This window comes from Bartonella sp. AD328YNZD (assembly GCF_042196425.1).
In genome coordinates this window covers 1-569 of sequence record NZ_JBHIQG010000837.1, presented here as the reverse complement: position 1 = coordinate 569, position 569 = coordinate 1, and the positions used below count along the sequence as shown (strand labels likewise).

The following is a 569-nucleotide window of genomic DNA, read 5'->3' as shown; positions in this document are numbered from 1 at the left end:
CCAGGGCAAACAAAAGAAATCATCTTCTATCTTGGCAGTGCTGAAAATAGGCAAGAAGCTGAAAAACTACTTGATCAAGCACGTGCAAGCGATTTTGAAATTCTGCTCACAAAACAAAAACAACAATGGAGTGATTTTGTTTCTCCTTTCCAAGTCAAAACACCTGACTCTTCTTTTAATCTTATGGTCAACCACTGGCTTCCCTATCAAATTTATGCATGCCGCATCATGGCACGCGCAGGCTTTTACCAAGCGAGTGGTGCATTTGGCTTTCGTGATCAGCTACAAGATAGCTTGTCTTTGTTATTGCTGGAACCACAATTGGCTCATGACCAATTGTTAAATGCTGCAGCGCACCAATTTCTTGAAGGGGATGTGCAACATTGGTGGTTGCCTGATACAAATGCTGGTGTTCGTACGCGGATTTCTGATGATATCGTTTGGCTTGCATATGCAACAGCTTTTTATGTCAATACCACTGGCGATGATGCCTTTCTTGATACGCTCATTCCTTTTATTGAAGGTGATGTTCTCAAAAGTGGGCAACAGGATGCTTATTTTCAACCCAC

General features: G+C 42.2%; 1 protein-coding gene. It reads left to right on the top strand.

Annotated features, from left to right (window positions below; genetic code table 11):
- Positions 1-569 (top strand): GH36-type glycosyl hydrolase domain-containing protein (locus ACFIO3_RS15325; protein WP_375704807.1); only part of this gene is annotated, 569 nt, incomplete at both ends.